Raw genomic sequence first — 23,192 nt, forward strand, 5'->3', positions numbered from 1 at the left:
CCTTGTGAAGCTGGGGCGAGCAGTGCCGTAACGAAGTAGGGGACCACACAATCATGACGGCAGGCGGGTCGCACCTCAGGACATCGGAAAGCAGGCCGGGCACCTCGGCCGACGCTTCCATGCCTGCCAAGGGTCGTGCCTACCTGGCAACCCTCGAGGGTTTCATCGGCGCCCTCATGATGTTCGTCGGCTCCATCGGAACGGGCTGGATCGCCAACGGTTCCCCCATGATCCGCCAGCCTGTGGTGATCGCGCTCCGCACCGAAGGCTGGGGGGTGGCGGTGTCCACTGTGCTGCTGACGGCCGGCGCCATGCTGCTGATGCGCTCGTGGCTGCGCCTGGGCCAGCGGCTGGGGGACTGGGGACAGTCGTCCCTGCGTTCCGTGGTGGTGGCCATCTCCGCGTGGTCCCTGCCCCTGCTGTTCTGCGTGCCGGTCTTTTCCCGCGACGTCTACGCGTACACGGGCCAAGGCAGGCTGGTGATGGAGGGCCAGAACCCGTACGAGGTGGGCATTTCCACCCTCAACAACTGGTTCGCCCTGGGCGCCGATCCCGCCTGGGCCGAAAACCGGACCCCCTACGGCCCCTACTTCCTGTGGCTGGCGCGGGCGGTGGTGGGACTGACGGGAGCCCAGCCGGACGCGTCCGTCCTGCTCTTCCGGCTGCTGGCCGGCGTCGGGGTGCTGCTGTGCGTCATCTACGTGCCCAAACTGGCCGAACTGCACGGCATCAACGGTGCGCGCGCCCTCTGGATCTCCGTGGCCAACCCGCTCTTCCTGATCAGCTTCATCGCCAGCGCCCACAATGACGCCCTGATGGTGGGTCTCGCCGTCGCGGGCGTGTACCTCGCCGCCACCCGCCGCTACCTGCTTGGCATCCTCCTGGTCACCGCCTCCATCGGCATCAAGCCCATTACCGTGCTGCTGCTGCCGTTCATCGGCATCATGTGGGCCGGTCCTTCCGCCACCTGGCCGCGCAAGTTCCTGATGTGGGCCGCGACGGCGGGCATCAGCTTCGGCGTCCTGGTCCTCAGCGGCATCCCATTCAATCTGGGCATCGGATGGACCTGGGCCATCATGGATCCCACCCCCGGCTACACCGGCTACTCACCGTCAGGCTTCCTGGGCCAGCAGGTGGAGATGCTCGCCAACGCGCTGGGACTGCCCGGCGGGACGCTGGCCACGTGGCTGCGGACCGCCATGAAGTGGGCCGCCATCGCCCTGGTCCTGCTGCTGATGTTCCGCGGCGACTACTCCCGGGCGGTGCGCCGGATGGCCCTGGCGTTCACCGCCGTCGTGATGCTCTCGCCTATCATCCAGCCCTGGTACATCCTGTGGTTCCTGCCGTTCCTTGCCGTCACCGGGATCCGGGACGACTGGCAGATCCGGTCGCTGTACGTGGGCGTGACGTTCTTTGTCGTGTTCGGCGCCCAGGACCAACTCTCGGTCTGGTCCTTCGTGGAACTGCCCGTCGACGCCTCGTCCCTGGCGTTCTTCACCGCCCTGGCGTTCACGTTCTACCTGCTGGTTTTGGACGTCCACACGCGCAAACTGCTCATCGAAGGCAAGCCGCTGGACCTGGCCCGGCGGGGCTGGGAGTGGGCTCTGGAACGCCGGGCCCAGCGCCGGGCAGCGGCCGCCCGCCAGGGCGACAGCGCCGCCGTCGAACGCCGCGAAGCCCCTTAGGCTCCCGCCGGAACCGTCGCTGCAGTCTTCCGTCCCAGCTCGGCCGTCCGCTTCACCGACCACCACAGCAGCACCACCAGGAGCACGTTGCGGGTGGTGAGGATGGCGGCCATGACCGGGTGGGCGTGGATGAGCGGGGTGTAGAACAGGGGGTAGATCACGAAGGTTGTCATGGCGATGCCCATGAGCAGGGCCGCCGGGACTTTCCACCGCTCCCAGTCGTGCGTCAGGCCCGCAATGATCACCGGGGCCAGCCAGATGATGAACTGCGGCGAGCCCACCTTGTTGAACACAATGAACGCGGTGACCATCATGAGCGAACCCTCAAGGAAGAGTTCCTCACGCTCCGCGCCGCGGCGCATGGCGCGCACCAGCAGGATGGCCGCGGTGACGGCGGCGAGGATCAGCAGCGGCTGCATGAGGAACGCCGCGGTACTGGCTCCCGGCCCGTAGACCTCGGTGGAGTTGATGGCCGTGTTGTCCGCCATTTTCGAACCGGCGATATGGAACACGCTCAGCCAGACCCAGGGGGTGGAGAACGTTGCCTCGAGCTGCATGCCGCGCTCGCCCTGGTTCAGGAGGAAGTCCATGATGTGCGGGAGCCCGCCGGACAGCCACGTCCCCAGGCCCACGGCGGCGGTGACGGCAACGCCGGCGAGCACCACCTGGAGGCGCTTGTGGCTTGCGATGACGATGGGCACCAGGACGGCGGCCGGCCACACCTTGATCCACGTGGCAATGCTGAGCAGAAGGCCCGCCACCACGGGCCGTTCGGCGGCGTAGAGCAGGGCGATCAGCACGATCGGGGCCGTGATGCCTTCCACCCGGGCGAAGCTCAGGTAGCCCATGAAGACGGTGAAGAACAGCCACCACCAGGCCGGCGCAACGCCCGTCACTTTCCGAGGGCCCCGGGTGAGGTAGAGCAGGCCGACGGCGTTGAGCGCCGCGATGATCAGGAACCAGACCAGGAGGTAGAGACTGGGCCCGGCAAGATTGGCGAGGAAGATGGGGATCTGCGCCAGCACCGGATAGACCCAGGGGCTGATCTTGCCGGTCAGGTCCGCCGGGTTGTAGCCGTCCATGGCCCACTGCCGGTACTGCTCGGTGTCGCTGAACGTATCGCCGTTCAGGAAGAAGGACGCCATCCAGCCCAGGAAATAGAGATGGACGACGGCGAAGCCCCACCAGACACTGGACGGGCGGGCGAACCAGTCCACCACTTTTGCCGGGAGCAGTTTGGTGCGGACCGTCACCAGGCGGTCAAAGAACCTCGTGGAAATCTTAGGTCTCCTTGAGCGCGGGGGCAGGTGCGGCCGTCTTCTTGCCCAGCGAGTAAAGGCGCCGGACGCTCCACAGGAACAGCACCACCAGCAGGACGTTGCGGATGGTCAGCACCAGCGCCATCCAGGGGTTGTTGTGGCTGAGGGCATCGTAGAAGAGGGGGTAGATGAAGTACGTGGCCACGGCGATGGCGATCAGCATCAGTGCCGGGACACGCCATTCCCGCCAGTTGTGGGCAAGGCCGACGGCGACGGCGGGGCCCAGCCACACCATGAACTGCGGGGAGCCCACCTTGTTGAACACCACGAAGGCGGTGGCCAGGGTCAGCGCGCCGGCCAGGAGCAGTTCGGTGCGGTCCACACCGCCGGCCACCCTGTGCTGCTTGCCGTTGTGCAGGGCCCAGAAGGTCAGCCCGGCCACCAGTACGGCGGCCAGGACCAGGAGCGGCTGCATGAGGACGGACAGGATGGCGGTGCCCGGCCCGTCCACCTGCATCGAGTTGATGTCCGTATTCATGTACATGCGGGAGCCGCCCACGTTCAGGACGGAAAGCCAGAGCCAGGGGGTGGTGAAGGTGGCCTCGAGCTGCATTCCGCGGTCACCTTGTTGCGTGAGGAAGTTCAGCAGCTTGGGAACGCTGCCCAGCACGGCTGCCAGCGCCACGACGCCGGCCGTCACCGAGATCCCTGCCAGCACCACCAGCAGGCGGTTCTTTACGACGGCGAAGAGGGCCAGCATGATGGCCGCCGGCCACACTTTTACCCAAGTGCCGATGGCCAGCAGGACCGAGGCGATGAACGGGCGGTTGACGCCGTAGGCCAGGGCTACCAGGACCAGCGGGGCGGTGAGGCCGTCAACGCGGGCGAATCCCAGCCAGCCCATCAGGAACGTGAAGGCCAGCCACCACCAGCCCGCGGGGATGGCACTGCTGTTGCGGCCGCGGGCAGTGAGTTTCAGCAGCGCCCAGCCATTGAGGACCGTGGTCATGAGGACCCACAGGAAGAAGAACGGTGCGGGTCCGGCCATGCCCGCGATGGCCATGGGGATGAGGGCCAGGATGGGGTAGACCCAGGGACTGGGGCCGCCGCGGAGGTTGGCTTCATTGAACCCCGCCATGGCCCAGTCACGGTAAATGAAGGTGTCGCTGAACGCCTCGCCACGCAGGGAGAGCGACGCTGCGAAGATGAGGAAGACAAGGTGCACCACGATGAAGCCGCCCAGCAGGCCGCGCCCGGTGTTCAGCACGCTCCGCACCGGGGTGGGGAGGAGGACGTTGCGGATCCTGGTCAGATTGCCGAAGAGAGCGTCGGTGGAAATGGCGGAATCCTTGTCAGGTCGTTGCACAGTCAGCGGTGGCACAATGTGGCCCGGGGTCAGGCCGCGGGGCGGGGTTTCAGGGGCAGCCGGAAGCCGGAAAAATCAGCTTCCACTCCTGTCCAACTCTAATTGACGGTGGCCTGCGGCCAGTAATTGTCAAGACAAAGCAAGGCAGACAGCCCGCTGACCTGCGTCATTTATCTAAAGTTGCTGGCCCTTATCTGCTCGGGCACCATAGTGCGAGGCACGAAAGTGCCCACCGCCTATGCAGCCAGGGGGAGCGCTGGGCGGCGCCTGCCCACCCCGGCCCCCAAAGACATAAAGGCAAGACATTGAACTTCCCCCTGACCCTCACCGTGTCCGACCGCCAAAGCATGGACAGCGAACTCGACGCCGCCGTCGCAGCCGCTAAGGCCCACGCGCTCAGCGGCAAGCGCCACGGCATCCTGGTAATCCGCCACGGCGTGAACCAGTTCACCGTTGACCTCAGCGAGACGGTTCCCTTCGGCGTAACCCGCGAGTGCCAGGCCTGGTAAGGCTCCTTTTCAGCAGGCCTTCGTCAACCCACCTCCGGTAGCCGCCGCAGGGCAGCCGCCTTTCGCATAGGTGCTTGTGGCACAATCCTGTCTTTAGGCACCGTCCTGTGCTGCCGCCGTCGTCAGCGTTTTGCGGCTCCGGCGGCCTAGGCGCCGGCCCCGTCGCCGCCGTTGCCGGCCACGCGGTTGCTGTGCTGCTGCAGCCGGTCGATGTGCTTTGACGCCTCAGCCTTGCTCATGTCTGCAGGCAGTTCCTCCCCGGCCTCGCGTGCCAGCGTGTCGAGGTAGCTGCGCTGTGCCGCCGTCATGGGTTCGTCCCCAGTCACCCAGTCTTCCGGGTCCCTGTTGAGGCCTGCATTGGGTTCGGGTTCCGGGCTGCCGATTGTTTCCTGGTTGCTGTCGCTCATGGGTACGAGTCTAGGTGGGCGCGCTGACATTCCGCAGGAACCCGGTTTGCATAAGTAACTGAATCCTGGAGACGTTGAGTTGGTAGGGAAAGCCAAACTGGACCAGGAGGACTGCTCAATGGATACGAAGCTCAAAGTGGCTGTGCTGGGAACCGGAATCATGGGGGCGGCCATGGCCCGCAACCTCCTGCGTGCCGGTCACGACGTCTCGGTGTGGAACCGGGACCCGGCAAAAACCGAACCGCTGGCTGCGGACGGCGCACACCGGGCCGCCAACCCCGCCGAAGCAGTGGCAGATGTTGATGTGGTCCTGACCATGCTGTACGACGCCGCCGCGGTGGAGCAGGTCATGCGCTCCGCGGCCCCGGGGCTCAAGGCCGGTACGGCCTGGGTTCAGTCCACCACCGTGGGCGTGCGGGACGTACCCGTCCTGGCTGGCCTGGCCGGCGAGCTTGGCCTGGACCTGGTGGAGGCGCCGGTCTCAGGTACGCGCGGTCCTGCCGAAGCCGGCCAGCTGCTGGTCCTTGCCGCCGCGCCCGAAGCTGTGCGCCGGCGCGTGGAGCAAGTCCTCGACGCCATCGGCGCCCGCACCATCTGGACTGGGGAAGACGCCTCAACCGGATCGGCAGCCCGCCTCAAGCTCGTGGTCAACAGCTGGGTCATCGCCGCCTCCAACGCCGCCGGGGAAGTGGTTGCGCTCGCCGAAGCCCTTGGGGTCGATCCGCAGCAGTTCCTCGGCGTGATCGAAGGCGGCGGCCTTGACCTTCCTTACTTGCGGACCAAGATGGGCCTCATCATGGAAGACGGCCTGGACCCCGCCTCCTTCGCAGTGGATACGGCGTGCAAGGATGCCCACCTCATCGTCGATGCGGCTGCTGAGCAGGGCGTGAAGCTCGACGGCGCTGAAGCTTTCGCCGCAAGGTTGGACCGGGTGTCGGAGCAGGGTCGGGCCAAGCAGGACATGGCTGCGGCCTATTACGCCAGCCGGTAGCAGGCAGGGTCCTTCCGAGGAACGGCCGGGACCCCGGAGAGATGGGGGATAACGCTTGCCCGTTGACGTAACGGGGGTCACCTTCTATATTGGATGAATCGATTCAAGAGCTGTCGCTTCAGGTCCGGTTGGACCGATTCCGGCGCAGACACAGCCAAGAACACCTGCTGAACCCAGCGGTTCCGGTTCCTTGCCAATGAAGACGAAGGACATAAGCACATGAGCACCACCCCCACCCGCGTCGCCGTTCCCAGCCGGGGTGTTGACGCCCCTTCGCGGGATCCGCGGAAAGCGGCGATGAGCGGCTGGATCGGAAGCGCCCTGGAGTACTACGACTTCGCGTTGTACTCATTGGCGGCAACGCTGATCTTTCCCTCCATCTTCTTTCCTTCGGAGAACCCAACCGTCGGGATCATCGCCTCCCTTGCCACGTATGCCGTGGGCTACGTGTCCCGTCCGGTGGGCGCCGTCGTCCTGGGTGCCTACGGTGACCGGCACGGACGCAAGAAGGTGCTCGTCTTCGCCATGCTGCTTATGGGCTTCGCGACCTTCGCTGTGGGGCTGCTGCCCACGTACGGCCAAGTAGGCCTCCTGGCACCGGCGCTCCTGGTGATCCTTCGCCTGATCCAGGGCTTTGCCGTGGCCGGGGAATTGGGTGGCGCCAGTGCCATGATCGTCGAGCACTCTCCCGATGCCAAGCGCGGCTTCTTTGCAAGCTTCAGCCTGCAGGGCACCCAGGTGGGCTCCATCCTTGCCACCGCGGTCCTGCTCCCTCTCGCCGCAGTCCTCCCGGCCGACCAGTTCGGCAGCTGGGGCTGGCGCATCCCGTTCCTGCTCAGCGCCGTCGTGATCCTGGCCGGGTACTTCATCCGGCGCCGCGTGCAGGAACCGCCCACGTATGTGGCGCAGTCCGGTGCCGGTGAAACCAAGCGCCGCTTTCCCCTCGTGGAACTCCTGCGCACCCGCCCCGGGGTCCTGGTCCGCTGCGTCCTCATGACCTTCACCAACGTCATCGGCATGGCCACGTTGATCTTCGGTGTCTCCTACGCCACCCAAAAGGGCTACGGCAATGGCTTCTCAAGCAGTGAGTTCCTGTGGGTCACGCTGGTGGCCAACATCGCGGCCGTGGCGACCATCCCGCTGTTCGGCGCGCTGAGCGACCGGGTTGGCCGGCGGATGCTCATGGCGGCCGGCGGCATGGTCGGAGGCCTGCTGGTGGGCGTTTACCTGTGGGCCATCGAGCAGGGAAGCCTTCCGCTGGTCTTCGTCTGCGTGGTGATCGTGCAGGGCATCTTCTTCCAGATGTGGAACGCCACGTTCGCCACGTTCTTCCAGGAGCAGTTCCCCATGCGGATCCGGGTGACCGGTTTTGCGGTATCGCAGAACATCGGGCTCATGATTGCCTCGTTCTTTCCCAGCATCTTCACGGCGATCGCGCCTCCAGGATCCGCCAACGTACCGCTTACGATCGGCTTGACCACGCTGGGCATCTGCCTGGTCTCTGCGGTGGCCACCCTGATGTCGAGCGACACCAAGGGCACTTCGCTGGAGGACCTTGAGGCGCCGAGGGCCGGCCGGGCCGGAAACCTGCACGCATAACTTCACCATCGACCTGAAAAGGAGGGGACAGCCGGTGGCTGTCTCCTCCTTTTCCCGCGCCTGCCCATGGAGCCCCCTTCTCCGGCAGGTCCGTCACGCTGGGCACGCTTTCAGTCAGCGTACGACGGCGGTGGCCCGGGTTTCCGGGGTACCCCCGCCAAGGGTGGGCCGAAGGCGTGCCGTGCGTGACGCCGTCGTCCGCCTTCCTGCAGTGGGGCCGGAGGGCTGCCGCTCAGTAGACGGAGCCCTCGAGCAGTTCGGAGAGTCGCCTGGCGGCACGGCGCAGTTCCGGAACGTTGGCTTTGATCTTCTCCTCGGTCGTCGCCTCCGCTGGGCAGTTCAACGCCATTGATTCGTTGGCGCGGCCGGCTCTGTTCGTCAATGCCACCCCTACGGAGAGCACGCCAACCACACGCTCATTCGCAGAATAGGCGTAGTCACAACCAGGTTCGGGCAGCCGTGACTTCAGTTCCTCAACCGTGAATCCCTGCTCCTCGTGACCGGAGGCGATGGCGGCCGCTACCACCTGCTGGAGTTCGGCATCGGAGGCGCCCGCGATCAGGATCTTTCCGGCCGCGCCACGAGTCAGGGGGAGGCGTTTACCCAGGGGCAGGTCATACTGCATGGGCGCTTCGCCTTGAACCCGTGCCACCAGGATCCGCTCAAACCCGAGCCGGGTGTGCAGGGAAACAGACATTCCGGTCTGGGTCGCGAGCTGCTGCAGAACCGGACGTCCCGCGACCGCCAAGGGATCGTTTTCCAGGAAACTCTTTGCCGCCGGCAGGACGGCGGGGCCGATCCGGTAGGACTTGTCCGTTTGGCTCACCATTCCGAAATCCTGCAGCACCCGGAGGATCCTCAGCGTGGTGGGCAGGCTCATGCCGCAGTTCCGCGCCAGATCACTGAGCCGCTGCGGCCGCTCGGCCCGCTGCAGCTCGGCAAAGACCTCCATGGCCCTCGAAAGGGAGCGCATGTTCGAGGACTTGGGGCTCTCTTCTGCCGTGCTGGCCGGGGTGGAAGTCGTGGTTTCCATTCTTTCATTGTATGTAAGGTTACTTGCGCTTGACAGCATCTGTGTCTCCTGTCACTATTTCTCAGTACGCAATATAGTTTCATTCTGTGAAACGCAATGACGCGCTGTGAAAAGGAAGCTCATGACAACGGAGTCAGTCACGACGAAAGCAGGCAGCACCATCCGGATTGCTCCCGGTGTGCTGGCGGGAATTGGCGCCTTCGCCGCCGTCGGCATCTACGTCCTGGTCAGCTCGTTGGGCCTGGGCCTTTGGACGTCCTTGGGCCCGGGCGCCGGACTGTTCCCCTTCGCGATGGGGACGCTCCTGGTGGCGATGTCGGCAGTCTGGCTCCTCCAGGAACTCCGCCGGCCGAGCGCCAGAGGTGAAGGTGTGGACAAAGGAGTGGTCATTTCCGTCGTGGCCAGCCTGGTCATCCTGGCGTCCGTGATGGACCTGCTGGGCTTCCAGCTGAGCATGTTCGCGTTCCTGCTCTACCACCTGAAAATCCGCGGACACCGGGCGTGGGTGCCCTCCCTGATCATCGCCCTGGCGGGGAGCGTCGGCGCCTTTTACGCCTTCAACTACGGCCTGAACGTGGCACTCCCGGTTTCGTCACTCGCTCCGCTGAACCTGATCGGACTTTAGGCATGGAAACCCTCAATGAACTCCTTGGCGGCTTTGCCACCGCCATGACCTGGCAGAACCTGATTTTTGCCTTCCTCGGCTGCCTGCTGGGCACCATCATCGGGGTCCTGCCCGGTGTAGGACCAGTGGCAGGCGTGGCCCTGCTGATCCCGATCACGCTGAATTTGGACCCTGCGGGGTCGATCATCATGCTCTGCGCCATCTTCTACGGCACCCAGTACGGCGGCACCATCACCAGCGTCCTGCTGAACACCCCCGGTGAAGCGTCGTCCGCGATTACCACCATCGACGGCTACGCCATGACCAAGATCGGCAGGGCAGGGGCCGCGCTGACGCTGGCCGCGGTCGGGTCCTTCATCGGCGGCACCATCGCCACCGTAGGCCTGGTGGCGGCGGCCAAGCCTCTCGGTGAAATGGGACTCCTGGTCGGCCCGCCCGAGTTCTTCGCGCTCATGGTCGTCGGGATCTCGCTGCTGGTGGCCCTGGCCGGAAAATCCCTGGTCAAGGCCGTGATTTCCGGCGCGCTGGGCCTGCTGATCTCCATGGTGGGCATCGACCCCGTGGCAGGCGCCCCCCGCTTCACCTTTGGCATCGACAACCTTCTGGACGGCGTGAGCTTCGTGGCCGTCATCGTGGGTGTCTTCGGGCTCTCGGAAATCCTCTCCTTCCGCCGGAACGACGTAACCCCCATCGTCCACGCTCCCGGTTTCCGGCAGCTGTTCCCATCGCGGACCGAGTGGCGGCGAAGCGCTCCGTCCATGGCCCGCGGCACCGGCGTCGGCTTCGGCCTTGGCCTGATCCCGGGCATGACCGGATCGGTGTCCTCCCTGCTGTCCTACGCCGCCGAGAAGAAGTTTTCCCGCTTCCGCCACGAGCTCGGCAAGGGCGCGGTGGAAGGTGTGGCCGGCCCCGAAACCGCCAACAACGCCCACGCCAACGCGGCACTCATCCCGCTGTTCACCCTGGGCATCCCGGCATCGCCCACCATTGCGGTGCTGATGGGAGCCTTCCTCCAGCAGGGCCTCACACCGGGGCCCAGCCTGTTCACCGAGCACTCGGATATTGCCTGGGCAATCATCGCCAGCCTCTTCATCGGAAACGTCATCCTGCTCCTGCTCAACGTTCCGCTGGTGGGACTGTGGACCTCCATCCTGCGCGTCCCCACCCCCATCCTGACCGCCGTGATCCTGCTGTTCATGGTCATCGGCGCCTACACCATCAACTTCAGCGTCTTCGACGTCTACGTCATGGTCGGCTTCGGCCTCCTGGGCCTTGCACTGCGGAACCTCGACATTCCGCTGGCCCCGATGGTCCTCACCCTGGTGCTGGGCCCCCTGATGGAACGCTCGCTGCGCGAATCGCTGGAGATTTCCCAGGGCGATTTCAGCGTCTTCCTCAGCCGGCCAATCTCAGCCGTGCTGATCGCCGTCGGCCTGCTGATCCTCTGCAGCCCGCTGCTGAAAATCCGCAAGCCCAAAGCCCTCACCGAGGACCCCGAAGCCTAAGACTCCCCAACAAACACCCATCCCCGCTCCATCCGCATCACTTCAAAGGAGAAGACCCTTGTCACGCAAGAAAATCATTGCTGCCTTCGCAGCAGCATCCCTGATCGCCCTCACCGGCTGCGGCGCCAACGCCAACGCCGGCGCCTCCAACTCGACCGCAGGTGCCACCGACTTCCCGAAAAAGGGGAAGTCCATCGACCTGATCGTCGCGTTCTCCTCCGGCGGCGCCGTGGACACGGCCGCCAGGCTGATCCAGCCCGTCCTGGAGAAGGAACTCGGCACCAAGGTCGAAGTGGTCAACAAGCCCGGCGCAGGCGGCCAGATCGGCTACACAGCGCTGACCAGCGCCAAGCCGGATGGCTACACCATCGGCGCGACGGGCTCACCGTCCGTCGTCGTCTCGCCGCTCGATCCCGCCCGCGGCGCAAAGTACACCCGGGACAGCTTCAAGCCGTTGGGCCGGCAGGTCTTTGACCCCGCCGTTATCGCCGTGCAGCCGGACAGTCCCTACAAGACGCTGAAGGAACTCCTGGACGCCGAGAAGGCCACCCCCAAGTCCCTCACCGCCAGCACCACCGGCATCCAGACGGGCGAGCACTTCGCCTTGGCCCAGATCCAGCAGGTCACCGGCTCCGAGTTTGCCCCGGTCCACTTCTCCGAAGGGGCCTCGCAGGCAACCACCGCGTTCCTCGGCAAGCACGTGGACGTCCTGGTGGCCAACGTCAGCGACGTGAACGACCTCACCAAGCAGGGCAAGGCCCGCGTCCTGGGTGTCATGAGCGCCGAACGCTCTCCGGCGCTGCCTGACGTGCCCACCTTTAAGGAATCCGGATACGACGTCGAAGCGGGCACCGCCCGTGGCTACTCCGCACCGGCCGGACTCCCCGATGCCGTTGCCAAGAAACTCGAAGCTGCCCTTGAGAAGGCCATCGAAGACCCGGCCGTAGTGCAGAAGATGAAGGACCTGGGCCTGCAGACCAGCTACCTCACGGCCAAGGACTACGAACAGATGTGGGCCGGCCAGGAAGGCGACTTCAAGCAGGTCCTCCCGCTGGTCCAGAAAAAAGACTGATCCACCCGCCCCACCCACCGAAAGAACCCCTATGACAACCCCAGCCCTTGACACTGTTGACGTTGACTTCGCCCGGCCGGACCGGGACGTAGTGGACCGCCTCGCCAAGCTGCCCGCCGCGAACATCGGCGATGCCATGGACCGGCTCGGCGTAGCCGACTCGGCCATCCAGGCCGTCTGGCCCGGTGCAAAGCTCGCAGGACCGGCCTTCACGGTGTGGACCCGGCCCGGAGACAACAAGGGAATCCACGCCGCCCTGCAGCAGGTGCGGCCCGGGGACGTCATTGTCGTTGCCGGCGGCGGCGATGAGTCCCGCGCCCTGCTGGGGGAACTAATAGGGGAGCGCGCCATCAACCTCGGCGTCGCGGGCTTTGCGCTGGACGGAGCAGCGCGCGACGCCGAGGCGCTGGGTGAGATCGGCATGCCGGTCTTTGCCCGGGCTACTTCGCCGGCAGGTCCTTACAAGGACGGTCCGTTCCGAATGGGCACCGCCGTCGCCTTTGGCGGTGTTCCTGTCCTGCCAGGCGACATCATCATCGGAGACTCCGACGGCGTGGTGGTGGTTCCCCGCGAACAGGCAAACGCCGTCGCCGAAGCAGCGGAGGCCGTGTTCGCGGACGAAACCAACCGCCGTCAAACCATCGTCGCGGCACGCTCCTAGCCGCCGCACCTTTCCAAGCAAGAAAGACACCAATTCCATGACAGCATGCACCGTCATTGGCCTCGGCGAAGCCGGCGCCACCTACGCCGCGGCACTTACCGCTGCCGGCCACGCGGTCACTGGGTTCGACCCCGTGGCAGCGTCCACCCCCGCCGGCGTCACCCGCGCCGCCACCGCTGCAGAAGCCTGTGAAGGGGCCGATATCGTCCTGGTGATGACCGGAGCCGCAGCTGCCCGCAGTGTAGCCCAGGAGTGCCTGCCGGTCCTGGCCCCCGGCAGCTGCTACGCCGACTTCACCTCCTCATCGCCCGGCGTCATGCAGGAACTCGGGCAGCTGCCCACCCAGGCCGCCTTCGCCGACGTCGCCATCCTCGGCCCGGTCTCAGCGCTGGGGGAGAAGACGCCCTTGATGGTCAGTGGCCCCGGCGCCCAGGCCGTCGCCGCCCTGCTGGAACCCCTGGGCGTCCAGGTGGAAATCGCCGACGGCGGCCCCGGGGCGGCCATGGCGCACAAGCTGCTGCGCAGCGTCCTCATGAAGGGCCTGGCCTCCGTGGTGGTCGAGGCCGTCACGGCAGGCAAGGCCGCAGGCCTCGAGGACTGGATCCGCGCCCAGATTGCCGGGCAGCTTGCCGGTGACGGCCAGGCCGTTATCGACAGGTTCCTCACCGGCACCGCCAAACATGCCGCCCGCCGGTCCAGGGAGATGCAGGACACCGCCGGCTACCTCTCGGACCTTGGCGTCCCCGCAGAGATGACAACCGCTTCCGCCAATGCCTTGACCCGCATCGCGCACGCAACGGAACCGGCCTTGCGCTGACCGCCCGGTCGGGCACAATCAGGAACAGGCAACACATGATTTCCACAACAACCGGCATTCCGCCGTCAGGAGCAGCAGCATGATCGGCATCTGGGCACTCGGCGCCTATCTGGCCGTCATCCTGCTCTGGACCACCTTGATCAAGCGCAGCGTGGGGGAAGCGATGATCCTGGGATTCCTGGTGGTCCTCCCGTTCACCGGCGCAGCCGCGGCGCAAGTTGGATGGTCGGCACTCTATTCGGCTGCAACTGACGAAATTGTCTACGCCACCATGGCCTTCGTTTTCATGGGCTACCTGCTCGACAAGGGCGGCGTCCTGGACAGGTTGATCGACCTGCTCAACTCCCTGATTGGCGGCGTGAAGGGCGGGCCGGCATGGGTTTCGACAGTGGCTTCAGCGGGCCTGGGCGGCGTGGTCCACAACCAGGCTGCGATCGCCGCGACCGTGGGGTCGGTCACCATCCCCTGGATGGAGAAGTCCCGGCTGGACAAGCCCGCGGCCGCCACCCTTGTGGCAGGCAACGCCGGGATGGGCATTACCTTCCCGTTCAGCGCCTCCATGTTCGTCCTGGTCGGTTCAGCCACGGTGGGGCCCCTCCTGAACATCAACGCGCTGGTCCTGCCACTGCTTTTCGGAGGCCTGTGGTGCTTCCTGCACCGGCTCATCGTCACTTGGCTGCTGATCCGCAAAAGCGGGATGGCACCCCTTGATGCAGCCCACCGGATGTCCGTCCGGGCCGCTTTCGGCCAGGGCTGGGCCACCCTCCTGCTGTTCGTCGTCGTCGCCATCCCGTTGGTCATCACCTCGGGATTCCTCACGTCGGCGCTCTCGGACTGGACCGGTGGTGACGTCAGCAAGTCCGTCAGCGTGATCGTCTGGATCCCCGTGGTCCTGCTCATCACAGGTGCCCTGCTGGGCCGGAAACAGCTGCCACGCACCGGCCGCGCCTGGGTCGAACTGCTCCAAGGCTCTGCACCGCGCTTCGGAATTGTTGGCGTGACGGTGGTCTTCGCTTTCGCCGGTGCCAATGCGCTCGCCGCCACCGGCCTTCCCAAGCAGATGACGGCACTCCTGAACGGCATGAACCTCCCCCTCTGGCTGCTCGCCATCCTGATCGGCCTGATCGTCATCGCCGTCGCGGCCCCGCTGTCCGCCACGGCCACCATGGCCGCCGTCGGGACGGTTGGCGTCGCAGCCCTCGTCGCGGCCGGTGTTCCGGCCACCACGGCCGCCGTCGCCGTCCTGGTTTTCTCCTCCTGCGAAGCGGCGGTCCCGCCCGGCGGCGCCCCGCTCTATGTTGCCTGTGGCATAGCGGACGTCAACCCCATCACGACCTTCGCGCGCCTGCTCACCCACTACGCCCTGCCCCTGCTGGTCATCGGCGTGTTGATCATCCTCGGCGTCCTGCCGATCTAAGGAACCACCATGGACACATCTCGAAGAGTCACCGAAACCGTCTTCGTCATCACCCTCGGAGCGCTCCTCATCGGCGGCGTTCTGTTTGTGGCAGGGCAGGCCGCCGGGCTGGTGGCCGGCCAGGGCGGATGGCTCGATTTCTTCAATAACTTCATCAAGCCCCCCATCTGCATTGCGGCGTCCGTCTGCGCGGTGGCCGGGTTCCTGCTCAGCTACAAGCGCCTGCAAAAGCAGTCGCCGCAGCAACAGGAAGCAACCACCCGATGACCGGGCACAAACAGTTTCCGCGCTTCGCCGATCTCCTGCAGCGGGAAGGCGGGTTGTCAGGGACATCCTGGGGACTGTTTCCCGAACCGGAGCGCGGCACGCCATCGTTCATCACGCCTGACATTGTCCTGGAGGCCAGGGACAGTATTCGGACCGGGACGGTGTTCGGCCTGGACTATCCGGCTGATGCCTTCGATCCCGGCATGTCGCTTAAGCGCCGGGCGCCCCGGCACACCATCTATTCCTCCCATCCGGCCCACCGCGACGACTACCTTGACGGGTACTACCTGCAGGGGTCGAGCCAGGTTGACGGGCTTCGGCACCGGCGGGCAGACGACGTGGGCTTCTACAACGGTACCGCGGATGACCGGATCACTGAAGGCACCCCGGACCTCGGCATCCAGGAATGGGCGGAACACCCGATCACCGGCCGGGCCGTGCTCGTCGACGTGGAGGGGTACCGGAACGCTGCGGGAGAGCCGATCGACCACACTGCCGGGGAACCTCTCACCCTGGGCCTGGTCCAGGCAGCCATGGCGGCGCAATCCATCACCACCCGTCCCGGCGACATCCTCATGCTCCACACCGGCTGGTGCGAATGGTTCCTTGCGCTTGGTCCGGAGGAGAAGCAACGCATCCGCGAGAGCCGCAAGGCGTCCGGTGTGGCACAGTCGGAGGAGTTCGTGGCCTGGGCGTGGGACAGCCAGTTCGCTCTTGTCGCCGCGGACAACTTCGCGTTCGAATGCCTGCCGGCGGTACCTGAGAGCCCGTACCGGTCTTCGGCCACCAACGACCATGGCATGATGCACCAGCAACTCCTGGCCAAACTCGGCCTGCCCTTGGGCGAACTCTGGAAACTCACGCCCCTGGCCCGGCACATGAAGACCACCGGCCGCTGGGATGCCTTCATCAGCATCAAGCCCCTGAACATCACCGGGGCTACCGGTTCCCCGGCCAACGCCACAGCCATCACCTGACCCCGACCACTAGGGAGGGCCCTCCGTGACGCCACAGAAAGGTCCGGCCGGTGTGAGTCACCGACCGGACCTTTCTGCGTTCATTGTGAAGCTGGCGTGGATCAGCGGAAGATGCCGGGCATCGCCGTCGTCCGCTTTAAGGGGCTGAGGACGCCGCGTTATACGCCTGCTGGATCACTGAACCCCAATACGGGCCGTACATCTTGGTGGAGTTGCTGCCGTAGCCGTAGCTGTTGACCGAGTTCTGGTAGCCGCTGGAGCTGGTGCCGATGAACCACGGCCCGCCCGAGGAACCGCCCGTCATGTTGCAGGGAATTCCCTGGCTGTTGAACTGGGGGTTGTAGGGATCGTTGGTGGCGGTGCCGGAGCAGCTTTTCAGGGATTCGCCGTTGAACGGTGAGGCTGCCGGATAGCCGAATGCCTTGTAGGCGAGGCCGCGGGCGGCGTTGAAGCTCACCCCGGAGGCCCCGACGACATCGGCGAGGTTGCGGCCGTTGAGCTGGCTTACTACGGCAAAGCCCGTGTCATACTCCATGCTGCCGGACGAGCTCCACTGGGTTGGGGCGTAAAGCGCCTTGGCAGTCCACTTTCCGTAGGGTGCGGAGCCATTCAGGTATGCAGGAACAAACGTGAATTTGGTGGCAAAGGCTCCGGGTCCTTCATTGAGGCAGTGGCCGGCGGTGGACACGGTGTTCCGGTTGGCCGATGCCACCGAGTTTGCCGAGCAGACATAGTTCGTGCCGCCGAGGGTGAAGAACACCTTGCCGATGTGGGACACGGGGCTTTCGCTGGCGTTGGCCTTGGTCTGGATCTGGGGTGCCGAGCCCTGGACCTTGGTCTCCGGGCCCTTAGCCTGCTCGGGGAGGACGGCCGGGCTGGACTGTTGCCGGTCCACAGCCTTTTTCGCCAGAACGTCCGCCGGGATGGCCGAGCGCATGCGTTCGGGCGTCCAGTAGTCGGCGCCGGTTGTGTCGGCGAGGGCCATGCTGCTGACGCCGGCAACGTCCTTGGTGTCCGGCGATGCGGGCGCCGCCGTTGCCTGACCCGCTGAGCAAAGGGCGAACAGTGCTGCTGTTGTGAGGCTCATGAGGCTTGTGGCCAGAGTCCTGGGTGATGTCATAGCTGTCCTCGGTAGGTTCGGGTGAAGCGGACCTGATGTGGTTCGCTGGGGATGAACCTATCCCGGTATGACAAAGTTGTAAATAAGATTCCTAAATCAGTTATTCGCTCAACTAATCTGTAATCCCAGGCTTGCGGCGCAGGGTGTGGGGCTCGCCGGTGAGTTCCTCAAGCCGGTCCGCCGGACTGCCGTGGAGCTTCAGGACCAACAGGATGCAGGTCCCCCGCCGCGGGGCGCCCGGATCTACGGCAGGCGGGATGGCCGCAGCAGGGTCGCTTCGCCGGCCCGGTCCGGGTGCAGCGGTACCGGACTGACCAGCACCGCAGGGCCCCGGTGCAGGAAGCCGCTGGAGACGGCCCGGCAGCGGATGCCCCCGCGGCCCCGCATGGCCGGATGCGCGCCGGGCGCCAGCATCTCGTTCATCCACGCACAAGGCTGGGCGTGCCGGCCGACGTGCATGGACACCGCAGACCCGCCGGATTCCAGCGTGAAGTCCTGCCCCAGCAGGGGCGCCAACTGGGCTCCGCGGAGCACCACGTTCCGGCGGGTCAGCAGGGGATCGAACGGCCGGGCGCCCAGCTCGGCGGCGATGGCTTCGAGGGATTCGACGGCGAACAGGGTCACCGCCGCGTCCATGTGCGCGGCCTTGCCAAAGAACCGGTCACCCACGATGCCCTTGCCGGCCACCACCTCCGCCTGGTCTGCATCAGTGGTGGGAACGTCGGCGGCACCGTCCCGGGCGCGGCCGAAATAGGCATGCGCGGGGGACACCAGCAGATGCAGGATCTCGACGTCGTACCGGTAGGTCCCCAACCGTTCCCTCACCTCGCAAGCTCGGCCAGGGAACCCTGCGGCCGCGGGGCCCTGGTAAAACCAGCGTAGGGCAGGCCGGCATTGAAATCCCGCGCTTCGGTGGCAGGATCAGGAACCATGGACACCTCATCCTCCCCGGCCGCCGTTGCGCCGCCCAGACGGCGGACGGTCATTTTCTGGGTATCAGTGGTCTGCGCCGCGGCCCTCTCGGGGGTTGCCGTGTGGATGCTGGCCGGGAACCCCGCCGTCCTGGCCGGTCATCCGCTGCTGCCGGGAATCCTGCTGGCGGCCGGCGCCGCGGGCGTGGCTTGGGCGGTCCTGCTGTGGCTGCGCCGGGATGTTCCCCGGCCCCGCTCCCTACCCAGGATTGTTGGCGCATGGTTGGGCCGGTTGGCCGTTCTGGAGTTCGCTGCCGGGCTTGCCTGGCTCAACCCCTTTGCCTACCAGCCGGGAGCGACGGCGGAGGCGGGCCCGACGTCGGACTTCAGCGTCACCGAAACGAACGCCGCCGTCACCATGTCACCCGAGGGGAGCGCCACTGCCAAGGGCCTGGTCTTCTACCCCGGCGCGCGCGTGGATGCCCGGGCCTACCAGGACATTCTTGCGCCGGTGGTAGGCGCCGGGTACCGGGTGGTCATCCTGAAGGAACCGCTGGGGCTCAGCCTGCTGGACGGCAACCAGGCCCGCGGCGCCATCGGGGACAACCCGGACATCACCACCTGGGCCGTGGGCGGCCACTCGCTCGGCGGTGTCTCTGCATCCTCGTTCGCCCTCCACAACGCCGACATCAAGGGCCTGGTCCTGTACGCCTCCTACCCTGTGGAGTCGCTGCGGGGAAGGACCGGATTGTCCATCCTGTCCGTCTCCGGCAGTAGCGACGGACTAAGCACCCCGGCAAAAATCGACGCCTCCCGCCAACTGCTGCCCGCCGACACGGAATTTGCGGCTGTCAGGGGCGGAGTGCACGCGTTCTTTGGCGACTACGGCAACCAGCCGGGCGACGGCGAACCCGGCGTCAGCCGCCAGGCCGCCCAGCAGCAGATCGCCGCCGCCACCGTCGCCTTCCTGGGGCGGCTTTAGGCCCCCACATACGTTGCCAGGTGCCGCCCGGTGAGCGTTGCCCGCCCGGCCACCAGCTCAGCCGGCGTTCCCTCGAAAACGATCCTGCCGCCGTCGTGCCCTGCTCCCGGGCCGATGTCGATGACCCAGTCCGCGTGGGCCATCACCGCCTGGTGGTGCTCGATCACGATCACCGACTTCCCTGCATCCACGAGCCGGTCCAGCAGGCCCAGCAGCTGTTGGACGTCCGCCAGGTGCAGGCCCACGGTGGGCTCGTCCAGGATGTACACGTCCCCGGTCTCCGCCATTTGCGTGGCCAGTTTGAGCCGCTGGCGCTCGCCGCCGGACAGCGTGGTGAGCGGCTGGCCCAGGGTGATGTAGCCGAGGCCGACGTCCGCCAGCCGCTCAAGGACCTTGTGCGCGGCGGGCGTCTTCGCCTCACCCCCGGCAAAATACGCCAGCGCCGCGTCCACTGACATGTCCAGAACGTCGGCGATGTTCTGCCCGCCCAACGTGTATTCGAGGACGGCGGGCTGGAAGCGGCGGCCCTCGCAGTCCTCGCAGGTGGACTCCACGGTGGCCATGACGCCGAGCTCGGTGAAGATCACCCCGGCGCCATTGCAGGTGGGGCAGGCGCCCTCGGAGTTGGAGCTGAACAGCGCCGGTTTCACCCCGTTGGCCTTGGCGAAGGCCTTGCGGATGGGCTCCAGCAGGCCGGTGTACGTGGCCGGGTTGCTGCGGCGGGACCCCTTGATGGCGCCCTGGTCGATGACCACCACGCCCTCCCGCTTGGCCAGCGAGCCATGGATCAGCGAGCTCTTCCCCGAGCCGGCCACGCCCGTCACCACGCACAGCACGCCGAGAGGGACGTCGACGTCCACATTCTGCAGGTTGTTCGTGGAGGCGCCCCGGACTTCAAGCGCGCTGGTTGCCTTCCGGACGGATTCCTTGAGTCGGGCGCGGTCGTCCAGGTGCCGGCCGGTGATGGTCCCACTGGAACGGAGCCCGTCCACGTCGCCTTCATAGACAATCTCGCCGCCGCCCGTGCCGGCTTTGGGGCCGAGGTCGACGACGTGATCGGCGATGGCGATCATCTCCGGTTTGTGCTCCACCACCAGCACGGTGTTGCCTTTGTCCCGCAACTGCAGCAGGAGCGTGTTCATCCGCTCGATGTCGTGCGGATGCAGCCCGATGCTGGGCTCATCGAAGACATAGGTGACATCGGTGAGCGAGGAGCCCAGGTGGCGGATCATCTTGGTCCGCTGCGCCTCGCCGCCGGAAAGGGTGCCCGCCGGGCGGTCCAGGGACAGGTAGCCCAGGCCGATCTCGGCGAAGGAATCCAGCAGGTCCCGCAGCCCGGCCAGCAGCGGCCGGACCGAGGGTTCGTCCAGGTCACGGATCCATTGCGCCAAGTCGCTGATCTGCATGGTGCACAGGTCCGCGATGTTCCTGCCATTGATCTTCGAATTGAGCACTTCCGGGGTGAGCCGGGTTCCGCCGCAGTCCGGGCAGGTGGCGAAGGTGACCGCCCGCTCCACGAAGCGTTTCACGTGCGGCTGCATGGCCTCCACGTCCTTGGACAGCATGGACTTCTGGATCTTGGGGATGATGCCCTCGAACGTGAGGTTGACGCCTTCCACCTTGATCTTGGTGGGTTCGGCGTACAGCATTGTGTCCAGCTGCTTCGCCGTAAACTTGGCGATCGGTTTGTCCATGGGCAGGCCCATGCCCCCGAACAGGCGTCCGTACCAGCCGTCCATCGAGTAGCCGGGGACGGTGAGCGCGCCCTCATTCAGGGACTTGGAATCGTCGTACAGCGCAGTCCGGTCGATGTCGCTGATGTTCCCCATGCCCTCGCAGCGAGGACACATGCCGCCGAGGTAGGTCACCTGGCGCACCACGTTCTTTTCCACCCGGCCGCCCTTTTCGGTGCTCATGATGCCGCTGGCCTTGCGGGTGGGCACGTTGAAGGAGAAGGCGGTGGGCGGCCCGACATACGGTTTACCCAGGCGGCTGAACAGGATCCGCAGCATGGCGTTCGCGTCGGTGGCGGTGCCCACGGTGGAGCGCGGGTTGGCGCCCATCCGCTCCTGGTCCACAATGATGGCGGTGGTCAGCCCCTCCAACCGGTCCACATCCGGCCGGGCAAGGTTGGGCATGAAGCCCTGCACGAACGCGCTGTAGGTCTCGTTGATCATCCGCTGCGACTCCGCGGCGATGGTAGCGAACACGAGCGAGCTCTTGCCGGAGCCGGACACGCCGGTGAAGGCGGTCAGGCGGCGCTTCGGCAGCTCCAGGCTGATGTCCTTCAGGTTGTTTTCCCGGGCGCCCTGCACCCGGATCCGGTCGTGGCTGTCGGCGATGTGCAGCGCCTGCCTGGTCTCCATGTCGGCGTCCGTGCTCAAGGTGTCCCCCTTCTCGTGGAGCGGCACGGGACGGAGGCTGCACTGTGAGTCTCCGACCCGCGTCGTCCCTTATATACGTGGCTGTTTATATGCCTAAGGCTGCTGGTTGATGCGGACGGTGTTCCCGGCGGGGTCGCGGAAGGCGCAGTCGCGGATGCCGTACGGCTGGTCGATGGGTTCCTGGACAACGTCGGCCCCGGTCGCCTCCACCTTGGCGAAGGCGGCGTCCACGTCGGGGGCGGAGAGCACGATGGTGGCGTAGGTGCCCTTGGCCATCATTTCGGTGATGGTACGGCGCTCATCCTCGGTGATTCCAGGGTCTACCGCAGGCGGGTGCAGGACGATGGAAACGTCCTTCTGCCCTGCGGGGCCAACGGTAATCCAGCGCATGGTGCCGCGGCCCACGTCGTTGCGGATTTCGAAGCCCAAAGCGTCGCGGTAGAACGCCAGCGAAGCATCGGGATCGGTTGCGGGAAGGAAGGTTGAGGAAATGTTGATGTCCATGGCAGTCATGCTAGTAACGGCTCGGGGGTGGGCGCTTCTCGATTCCTGACCGGTCTGGTGACCTGTTTCGCCACGCACGCGGGGATCCCCGCCGTCGATCCTCCCGCTTCTTGCTTATATACGCTCGGGGGCATTCCCACCAGTTCGCTGAAGCGGGTGCTGAAAGTCCCCAAGGAGGAACAGCCGACGGCGAAGCACACCTCCGTGACGCTGAGGTCACCTTTGCGCAGCAGTGCCATGGCCCGTTCGATTCGGCGCGTCATGAGGTAGCTGTAGGGCGATTCGCCGTAGGCGAGCTTGAAGCGGCGGCTGAAATGGCCTGCGGACATGTGGACGTCCTTGGCGAGCGATTCGACGTCGAGCGGCTGGGCGTACTCGCGGTCCATCCGGTCCTTGACGCGCCTCAGCTGGAAGAGTTCGCGCAGGTACGGATCATTGGCGGGTGTGCTGGTCACAGCTCCGATCGTGCTACGTCCGGGAGGGGTTGTCCAGAGTCCGGACAGCGGGGTTCCGGTGGACATTTTGACCCTGCGGCGGAGGGTATGATTATCCCGCTGACCAGCATGAGGTCCTCGCCCGAACAGGGCTCGAGAAACCCGGCACCGGCAAACCAACCCTGTTTCACCCCCTCCTAAACCCTGCCCGAATACTGCTCGGGACCCTTGAAAGGACGCCATGAATCTGCTGTGGGAAATCGCCGGCTGGGCAGGCGCGGTTGCGATTCTCAGTGCGTACCTCGCCGTTTCCATGGGCTGGCTGAAGGCAGGGAAGGGCTTCCAGACAGCGAACCTCTTCGGTTCCGTGGCTTTCATCATCAACGGCACCCTGCACAGCGCCTGGCCGTCCGTGGTCACTAACGTTGCGTGGTTCCTCATCTCCGCGGTGGCGCTGGTCCGGATGCGCTCGGAGGAGGCGGCCGCCGAGCCTGCGGAAGCTGCCCATGTCCAGTACCCGGGCGTTCCGGACTCCACAGGCCAGATGGCCATTGTCGAGGCCCTCACCGACGCCCTGCCTGTGGTGTCCTCGGCGCCGGTAGTGGCGGACGGGCCGCGCCTGGCTCTGTAGCAATCCGGCGGACAGGCGCCGCGGGAATCGCCGGCG

Annotated in this window: 23 protein-coding genes; 14 read left to right on the forward strand and 9 right to left on the reverse strand. The window is 66.0% G+C overall.

Annotation, left to right across the window (positions count from 1 at the left end; all coding sequences use genetic code 11):
• Nucleotides 1-53: 53 nt before the first annotated feature.
• Nucleotides 54-1,685, forward strand: a complete 1,632-nt coding sequence (gene mptB / locus LFT44_RS00400) for a polyprenol phosphomannose-dependent alpha 1,6 mannosyltransferase MptB (RefSeq protein WP_236800455.1) — start codon at nucleotides 54-56, stop codon at nucleotides 1,683-1,685.
• On the opposite strand, the gene LFT44_RS00405 is transcribed toward mptB, so the two are convergent.
• Nucleotides 1,682-2,938 (reverse strand): DUF2029 domain-containing protein, encoded by a 1,257-nt coding sequence (locus LFT44_RS00405; RefSeq protein ID WP_236800456.1) that lies wholly within the window; start codon nucleotides 2,936-2,938, stop codon nucleotides 1,682-1,684. The genes mptB and LFT44_RS00405 overlap by 4 nt on opposite strands.
• Nucleotides 2,939-2,966: 28 nt before the next feature.
• Complete coding sequence (locus LFT44_RS00410) at nucleotides 2,967-4,310, reverse strand: glycosyltransferase 87 family protein (RefSeq protein WP_442863660.1); 1,344 nt, start codon at nucleotides 4,308-4,310, stop codon at nucleotides 2,967-2,969.
• A 305-nt stretch (nucleotides 4,311-4,615) separates the two neighbouring features.
• Between LFT44_RS00410 and LFT44_RS00415 the strand changes: the two genes are divergently transcribed.
• Nucleotides 4,616-4,819, forward strand: a complete 204-nt coding sequence (locus LFT44_RS00415) for a hypothetical protein (protein WP_236800457.1) — start codon at nucleotides 4,616-4,618, stop codon at nucleotides 4,817-4,819.
• Between the two features lie 146 nt (nucleotides 4,820-4,965).
• Here LFT44_RS00415 and LFT44_RS00420 read toward each other — a convergent pair whose 3' ends face one another.
• Nucleotides 4,966-5,226 carry a DUF3072 domain-containing protein gene (locus tag LFT44_RS00420; RefSeq protein WP_236800458.1) on the reverse strand — a complete coding sequence of 87 codons (261 nt, stop codon included), beginning with the start codon at nucleotides 5,224-5,226 and terminating at the stop codon, nucleotides 4,966-4,968.
• A gap of 118 nt (nucleotides 5,227-5,344) precedes the next feature.
• On the opposite strand from LFT44_RS00420, the gene LFT44_RS00425 reads away from it, so the two are divergent.
• Both LFT44_RS00425 and LFT44_RS00430 read left to right on the forward strand, forming a co-directional pair.
• Complete coding sequence (locus LFT44_RS00425; RefSeq protein WP_236800459.1) at nucleotides 5,345-6,217, forward strand: NAD(P)-dependent oxidoreductase; 873 nt, start codon at nucleotides 5,345-5,347, stop codon at nucleotides 6,215-6,217.
• A gap of 219 nt (nucleotides 6,218-6,436) precedes the next feature.
• Nucleotides 6,437-7,816 carry an MFS transporter gene (locus tag LFT44_RS00430; protein ID WP_236800460.1) on the forward strand — a complete coding sequence of 460 codons (1,380 nt, stop codon included), beginning with the start codon at nucleotides 6,437-6,439 and terminating at the stop codon, nucleotides 7,814-7,816.
• A gap of 232 nt (nucleotides 7,817-8,048) precedes the next feature.
• Here LFT44_RS00430 and LFT44_RS00435 read toward each other — a convergent pair whose 3' ends face one another.
• Nucleotides 8,049-8,849 (reverse strand): IclR family transcriptional regulator, encoded by an 801-nt coding sequence (locus tag LFT44_RS00435; RefSeq protein WP_236800461.1) that lies wholly within the window; start codon nucleotides 8,847-8,849, stop codon nucleotides 8,049-8,051.
• A gap of 121 nt (nucleotides 8,850-8,970) precedes the next feature.
• On the opposite strand from LFT44_RS00435, the gene LFT44_RS00440 reads away from it, so the two are divergent.
• The 8 genes from LFT44_RS00440 (at nucleotide 8,971) to LFT44_RS00475 (ending at nucleotide 16,190) form a co-directional block, all read left to right on the forward strand.
• Nucleotides 8,971-9,474, forward strand: a complete 504-nt coding sequence (locus tag LFT44_RS00440; RefSeq protein ID WP_236800462.1) for a tripartite tricarboxylate transporter TctB family protein — start codon at nucleotides 8,971-8,973, stop codon at nucleotides 9,472-9,474.
• Nucleotides 9,475-9,476: 2 nt separating this feature from the next.
• Nucleotides 9,477-10,979 carry a tripartite tricarboxylate transporter permease gene (locus tag LFT44_RS00445; RefSeq protein WP_236800463.1) on the forward strand — a complete coding sequence of 501 codons (1,503 nt, stop codon included), beginning with the start codon at nucleotides 9,477-9,479 and terminating at the stop codon, nucleotides 10,977-10,979.
• A 58-nt stretch (nucleotides 10,980-11,037) separates the two neighbouring features.
• Nucleotides 11,038-12,051, forward strand: a complete 1,014-nt coding sequence (locus tag LFT44_RS00450) for a tripartite tricarboxylate transporter substrate binding protein (protein WP_236800464.1) — start codon at nucleotides 11,038-11,040, stop codon at nucleotides 12,049-12,051.
• A gap of 31 nt (nucleotides 12,052-12,082) precedes the next feature.
• The gene (locus tag LFT44_RS00455) at nucleotides 12,083-12,712 is read left to right on the forward strand and encodes a methyltransferase (protein ID WP_236800465.1); all 630 of its coding nucleotides are present in this window, start codon (nucleotides 12,083-12,085) and stop codon (nucleotides 12,710-12,712) included.
• Between the two features lie 37 nt (nucleotides 12,713-12,749).
• On the forward strand, nucleotides 12,750-13,529 hold the full coding sequence (locus LFT44_RS00460; protein ID WP_236800466.1) for an NAD(P)-dependent oxidoreductase: 780 nt from the start codon (nucleotides 12,750-12,752) through the stop codon (nucleotides 13,527-13,529).
• A 79-nt stretch (nucleotides 13,530-13,608) separates the two neighbouring features.
• On the forward strand, nucleotides 13,609-14,946 hold the full coding sequence (locus LFT44_RS00465) for a TRAP transporter large permease subunit (protein WP_236800467.1): 1,338 nt from the start codon (nucleotides 13,609-13,611) through the stop codon (nucleotides 14,944-14,946).
• Between the two features lie 9 nt (nucleotides 14,947-14,955).
• Entirely contained in the window at nucleotides 14,956-15,213 is a 258-nt protein-coding gene (locus LFT44_RS00470) for a hypothetical protein (RefSeq protein WP_236800468.1), read from the forward strand.
• Nucleotides 15,210-16,190, forward strand: a complete 981-nt coding sequence (locus tag LFT44_RS00475) for a cyclase family protein (RefSeq protein ID WP_236800469.1) — start codon at nucleotides 15,210-15,212, stop codon at nucleotides 16,188-16,190. The genes LFT44_RS00470 and LFT44_RS00475 overlap by 4 nt, the downstream gene beginning before the upstream one ends.
• Before the next feature lie 136 nt (nucleotides 16,191-16,326).
• On the opposite strand, the gene LFT44_RS00480 is transcribed toward LFT44_RS00475, so the two are convergent.
• Nucleotides 16,327-17,310 carry a trypsin-like serine peptidase gene (locus LFT44_RS00480; protein WP_236800470.1) on the reverse strand — a complete coding sequence of 328 codons (984 nt, stop codon included), beginning with the start codon at nucleotides 17,308-17,310 and terminating at the stop codon, nucleotides 16,327-16,329.
• Between the two features lie 243 nt (nucleotides 17,311-17,553).
• A complete protein-coding gene (locus LFT44_RS00485; RefSeq protein ID WP_236800471.1) occupies nucleotides 17,554-18,135 on the reverse strand; it encodes an MOSC domain-containing protein in 582 nt (193 codons plus the stop codon).
• Nucleotides 18,136-18,240: 105 nt separating this feature from the next.
• Here LFT44_RS00485 and LFT44_RS00490 point away from each other — a divergent pair, with 105 nt between their 5' ends.
• Nucleotides 18,241-19,203 (forward strand): alpha/beta hydrolase, encoded by a 963-nt coding sequence (locus LFT44_RS00490; RefSeq protein WP_236800472.1) that lies wholly within the window; start codon nucleotides 18,241-18,243, stop codon nucleotides 19,201-19,203.
• On the opposite strand, the gene LFT44_RS00495 is transcribed toward LFT44_RS00490, so the two are convergent.
• The 3 genes from LFT44_RS00495 to LFT44_RS00505 form a co-directional block, all read right to left on the reverse strand.
• Nucleotides 19,200-21,569, reverse strand: a complete 2,370-nt coding sequence (locus LFT44_RS00495; RefSeq protein WP_236802975.1) for an ATP-binding cassette domain-containing protein — start codon at nucleotides 21,567-21,569, stop codon at nucleotides 19,200-19,202. The genes LFT44_RS00490 and LFT44_RS00495 overlap by 4 nt on opposite strands.
• 111 nt (nucleotides 21,570-21,680) lie before the next feature.
• A complete protein-coding gene (locus LFT44_RS00500) occupies nucleotides 21,681-22,100 on the reverse strand; it encodes a VOC family protein (protein ID WP_236800473.1) in 420 nt (139 codons plus the stop codon).
• On the reverse strand, nucleotides 22,097-22,546 hold the full coding sequence (locus LFT44_RS00505) for a helix-turn-helix transcriptional regulator (protein WP_236800474.1): 450 nt from the start codon (nucleotides 22,544-22,546) through the stop codon (nucleotides 22,097-22,099). The genes LFT44_RS00500 and LFT44_RS00505 overlap by 4 nt, the downstream gene beginning before the upstream one ends.
• A gap of 220 nt (nucleotides 22,547-22,766) precedes the next feature.
• Here LFT44_RS00505 and LFT44_RS00510 point away from each other — a divergent pair, with 220 nt between their 5' ends.
• Complete coding sequence (locus tag LFT44_RS00510; protein ID WP_236800475.1) at nucleotides 22,767-23,156, forward strand: CBU_0592 family membrane protein; 390 nt, start codon at nucleotides 22,767-22,769, stop codon at nucleotides 23,154-23,156.
• Nucleotides 23,157-23,192 lie beyond the last annotated feature (36 nt).

Source organism: Arthrobacter sp. FW306-05-C (genome assembly GCF_021801725.1).
In the GTDB taxonomy this organism is placed as follows: Bacteria; Actinomycetota; Actinomycetes; order Actinomycetales; family Micrococcaceae; genus Arthrobacter.

What these genes read in the sequence shown, in the direction of transcription:
- mptB (WP_236800455.1), top strand. Translation starts at nt 54, where the DNA reads ATGACGGCAGGCGGGTCGCACCTCAGGACATCGGAAAGCAGGCCGGGC.
- LFT44_RS00420 (WP_236800458.1), bottom strand. Translation starts at nt 5,226, where the DNA reads ATGAGCGACAGCAACCAGGAAACAATCGGCAGCCCGGAACCCGAACCC.
- LFT44_RS00425 (WP_236800459.1), top strand. Translation starts at nt 5,345, where the DNA reads ATGGATACGAAGCTCAAAGTGGCTGTGCTGGGAACCGGAATCATGGGG.
- LFT44_RS00430 (WP_236800460.1), top strand. Translation starts at nt 6,437, where the DNA reads ATGAGCACCACCCCCACCCGCGTCGCCGTTCCCAGCCGGGGTGTTGAC.
- LFT44_RS00435 (WP_236800461.1), bottom strand. Translation starts at nt 8,849, where the DNA reads ATGGAAACCACGACTTCCACCCCGGCCAGCACGGCAGAAGAGAGCCCC.
- LFT44_RS00440 (WP_236800462.1), top strand. Translation starts at nt 8,971, where the DNA reads ATGACAACGGAGTCAGTCACGACGAAAGCAGGCAGCACCATCCGGATT.
- LFT44_RS00445 (WP_236800463.1), top strand. Translation starts at nt 9,477, where the DNA reads ATGGAAACCCTCAATGAACTCCTTGGCGGCTTTGCCACCGCCATGACC.
- LFT44_RS00455 (WP_236800465.1), top strand. Translation starts at nt 12,083, where the DNA reads ATGACAACCCCAGCCCTTGACACTGTTGACGTTGACTTCGCCCGGCCG.
- LFT44_RS00460 (WP_236800466.1), top strand. Translation starts at nt 12,750, where the DNA reads ATGACAGCATGCACCGTCATTGGCCTCGGCGAAGCCGGCGCCACCTAC.
- LFT44_RS00465 (WP_236800467.1), top strand. Translation starts at nt 13,609, where the DNA reads ATGATCGGCATCTGGGCACTCGGCGCCTATCTGGCCGTCATCCTGCTC.
- LFT44_RS00470 (WP_236800468.1), top strand. Translation starts at nt 14,956, where the DNA reads ATGGACACATCTCGAAGAGTCACCGAAACCGTCTTCGTCATCACCCTC.
- LFT44_RS00475 (WP_236800469.1), top strand. Translation starts at nt 15,210, where the DNA reads ATGACCGGGCACAAACAGTTTCCGCGCTTCGCCGATCTCCTGCAGCGG.
- LFT44_RS00480 (WP_236800470.1), bottom strand. Translation starts at nt 17,310, where the DNA reads ATGACATCACCCAGGACTCTGGCCACAAGCCTCATGAGCCTCACAACA.
- LFT44_RS00490 (WP_236800472.1), top strand. Translation starts at nt 18,241, where the DNA reads ATGGACACCTCATCCTCCCCGGCCGCCGTTGCGCCGCCCAGACGGCGG.
- LFT44_RS00495 (WP_236802975.1), bottom strand. Translation starts at nt 21,569, where the DNA reads ATGGAGACCAGGCAGGCGCTGCACATCGCCGACAGCCACGACCGGATC.
- LFT44_RS00500 (WP_236800473.1), bottom strand. Translation starts at nt 22,100, where the DNA reads ATGACTGCCATGGACATCAACATTTCCTCAACCTTCCTTCCCGCAACC.
- LFT44_RS00510 (WP_236800475.1), top strand. Translation starts at nt 22,767, where the DNA reads ATGAATCTGCTGTGGGAAATCGCCGGCTGGGCAGGCGCGGTTGCGATT.